This is a genomic window from Kribbella sp., assembly GCF_035687465.1.
GTDB lineage: Bacteria > Actinomycetota > Actinomycetes > Propionibacteriales > Kribbellaceae > Kribbella.
The window spans coordinates 1-3131 of record NZ_DASRXP010000584.1 but is presented as its reverse complement, the minus strand read 5'-3'; the positions used below and the strand labels follow the sequence as shown (position 1 = coordinate 3131).

The 3131-nt window shown below is 67.5% G+C and carries 4 protein-coding genes; 2 read left to right on the top strand and 2 right to left on the bottom strand.

Annotation, left to right across the window (positions count from 1 at the left end; genetic code table 11):
• Positions 1–141: 141 nt before the first annotated feature.
• Together VFG33_RS30915 and VFG33_RS30910 are read right to left on the bottom strand one after the other, a co-directional pair.
• A complete protein-coding gene (locus VFG33_RS30915; RefSeq protein ID WP_325056519.1) occupies positions 142–276 on the bottom strand; it encodes a hypothetical protein in 135 nt (44 codons plus the stop codon).
• Between the two features lie 50 nt (positions 277–326).
• Positions 327–1013: a hypothetical protein gene (locus VFG33_RS30910; RefSeq protein ID WP_325056518.1), complete on the bottom strand. Its 687-nt coding sequence runs from the start codon at positions 1011–1013 to the stop codon at positions 327–329.
• Between the two features lie 199 nt (positions 1014–1212).
• Here VFG33_RS30910 and VFG33_RS30905 point away from each other — a divergent pair, with 199 nt between their 5' ends.
• Positions 1213–1830, top strand: a complete 618-nt coding sequence (locus VFG33_RS30905; protein WP_325056517.1) for a hypothetical protein — start codon at positions 1213–1215, stop codon at positions 1828–1830.
• 159 nt (positions 1831–1989) lie between these two features.
• Positions 1990–3131, top strand: a 1142-nt coding sequence (locus VFG33_RS30900; RefSeq protein ID WP_325056516.1) for an alpha/beta fold hydrolase, incomplete at its 3' end; no start/stop codon positions are given.

Sequence of the window (3131 nt, the reverse complement as noted above, 5' to 3'; positions counted from 1 at the left end):
CCGCAGCTCCATCGTCAGCCGTGGTGCGAGGTCCCCCCGCACCACGGCTGACGATGGAGCTGCGGGGGTTTGGTCGCGCGGCCGTCGCCCACCCCGCCACCACCGCGGCATCCCCGCTACCAAACCCCCGCAGCTCCATCGTCAGCCGTGGTGCGGGGGGACCTCGCGCAGGATGCGCTCGTCGTCATCGGCGTCGCCCTCACCCCAGTTGCGGGGGTCGTCGTCGCTGGTCTGATCCGGCAGCAGCGGCTCGTCGTCTTCATACGAACTCGTCATGCCACCAGGCTACGTGAACCCCAAGCCCAACCGGAGCGCCCTGCTGGGGGTCAGTCCTGGCCTGGGATCCGGGGCAGGTTCTGCTGTTGGCCGCCCTCCACCTGGGCATGTTCCTGACCGGGTTGCACTTGCGGTGCGGCGGCTGCCTGGACCAGCGACGCGATGCCCGGCTCTGTCTGCCACCGGTCGGCGCCGAGCACGGACCACGCGGTCAGCACAGAGAGCGTCGGCACCGGCAGACCACCAAGCTGCAGCGGCTCTGAGTTCTGGAAGCCGAACGTCACCGTCCAGTTCGCCGGATCGGGATAGAACTCCTGGACCGAGTTGTAGTAGAAGCTCAGCCAGCCACGGGTCGAGAGGTGGCACATCAGCCGGTAGTTGGTCGCGATCAGCTGCACCTCCTGAAGGTCGCGCCACATCAGCTGCATGTCCTTGCGCGCGGCTGCTTTGCGGCCCGCGTTGACCGCCGCCGTCGCCGCCATCATGCCGAGCACCATGCCTGGTCGGCCGATGAAGAGTCCGCCGGTCGAGGAGTACCGCCCGTCGCCGCCGTACAGGCGCGCATAGTGCACAGGCGTCTGCAGGAACGCAGTCTCGCCCTGCTCCAGCACGATGCCGTACAGCGTGAGCGGCTGCGGCTCGTTGCCGGCCATCAGCCAGCGGGCCCAGTCCTGACCCAGCTGCCACTCCTCGCGTTCCCTGCGAGCCAGTTCGGCGCTGTCCTTCTTCTTACCCACGTCCGTCCTCTCTCCAGGTGTCCGGCCGCATCATCCCATTTCCGCAGGTGAACAGTCCGCAGGTATTACAGAACTGCTGCTTTTGACACTCGATCCGGCCCGTGACCGGATAGACGCCGCGCCGTGATATTCCTGCCACGACCAGCGAGACCTCCCTCCAGCATCATGGATGTCCTTGCCTACCCGGAAGGACCGAGTCGTGAGTGCATCAAGGACACGGGGCCTGATCGGAGCGACGATCGTCGTGGCAGTGCTCGGAACTACCGCCGCCTGCGGTAACGAGGACTCCGCGTCACCCGCCGCCCAGCCCAGCCAGACGCCGACCACCCCCGGCACACCTCCAACCCTGCCCACCGCAACACCGCCCACCCCCAGCGGTACGCCGAGCATGGACTGCCCCGAGACCATCACCGCGGTCAAGCAGGCCGTGGAGAAGGCCGTCTGGGGCAAGGGCTCGGCCAAGTCGGCCTTCAAGCCGGTCAGCGTGACGATCTGCCAGTACGACGCGATGGCGTCCGGGCAGAACTACGCGACCGTCACCACCAAGCGCGCCGGCCAGCAGGCGATCGACCTCTTCGCCCTGGTGAACAGCGCGAAGCCCGTCACCAACAAGCCGAACATGTGTACCAAGGAGCTCGGACCGACGTACGTCCTGCGGTTCACCGACAACGACCGCGGCGTGCTCTCGTACACCGCCGAGTCCTATGGCTGCCGCCGGCTGGTGGCCACCTCGTTCGAAGGACAGGGCAAGCCTGGCGAGCTGGCCTCGCCGCGGCAGCTCACCCCCGAGCTGGTGAAGTCGCTCGGCCTGCGCTGACCTTGCACCGGACGCGCCCCCCGAAGCCGTCCGGTCGAGGTCATCCCGCCCGCCTTGCGGGTCACTCTCCTGGGGTCGACCCGCAAGGTGGGTGGCAGAGCCTTGCCCCCGCTCAGGATTGCCTGCACGCTGACGGCACACCCCGTTCCGGGAGGCCGAATGCGGCTGGTCCGATCCTCGATCGCGCTACTGCTCGTATGGTCCGCTGCAGCCTGCTCGGGCCCGGCCCCCGACAACACCGACGAGAAGCCGCTCTGCGCGGGAACACCAGCATTCACCTGTACGACGCTCCGCGTGCCGCTGAACCACCAGCAACCCGACGGCAGCACCTTGGACCTCGCAGTCGCTGCAGCCGACAACGTCGATGCGCCTCGCGGCGTACTCCTGATGCTCACCGGCGGCCCCGGCCAGCCCGGAGTCCCACTGCTTCAACGCATCCGCTCCTACCTCGACCCGGCCGTACTACGTGAGTACCGGCTCGTCATGTTCAACCAGCGAGGCACGGGTTCAGCCGGCATCGACTGTCGCGAGCTCCAACTGGCTGTCGGCGGCTCCGACTTCCTGACGCCGCCTGCGGATGCCGTCCAGGCTTGTGCGACGAAACTCGGCTCCAGCCGCGACTACTACGGCACACCCGACACCGTTGAGGACATCGAACTACTTCGCCAATCCCTTGGCCAGGACCAGATCACTCTCAACGGCACGTCGTACGGGAGCTTCACGGCAGCGCAGTACGGGCTGAAGTATCCCGACCACGTGCGTTCGCTGGTACTGGACTCGGTCGTCCCCCACAAGGGCTTCGACCCCTTCGGCGCCGACCTGATGGCCGCAACCCGCAGCACCCTCACCACCGCCTGCCGTAGAGACCCAGCCTGTACTGCGGACCCGGTGGCTGACCTGGCCTGGTTGGTGCAGCACGGCGAGCTCGACGGCGTCCCGTTGAACGGGACGAGCATGATCGAGTCCCTGTCGATCCTCAGCCTGAACTCGGTCAACCCGTCGCTCGAGGGGATCCCGAAGGTCCTCCACGACGCCCGGAACGGCGATACCGCGGCCTTGAAGGAGTTGTTCCAGCAGGCGAGCAGCCGGGGCATAGCCTTCGAGGAGTTGTCGGCCGGGCTCCACCTGGCCACGCTCTGCTCGGATCTACGCTTCCCGTGGGGCACGTCGGCTACAGCTCCCGAGAAACGCGCCGCAGCCCTCGAGACCGCAGTACGCGGGCTCGACCCTGCGCAGCTCTACCCGTATGACGTACCGACCGCGCGGAACCAACTGGTAGTCGAGGGCTGCCTGCGGTGGCC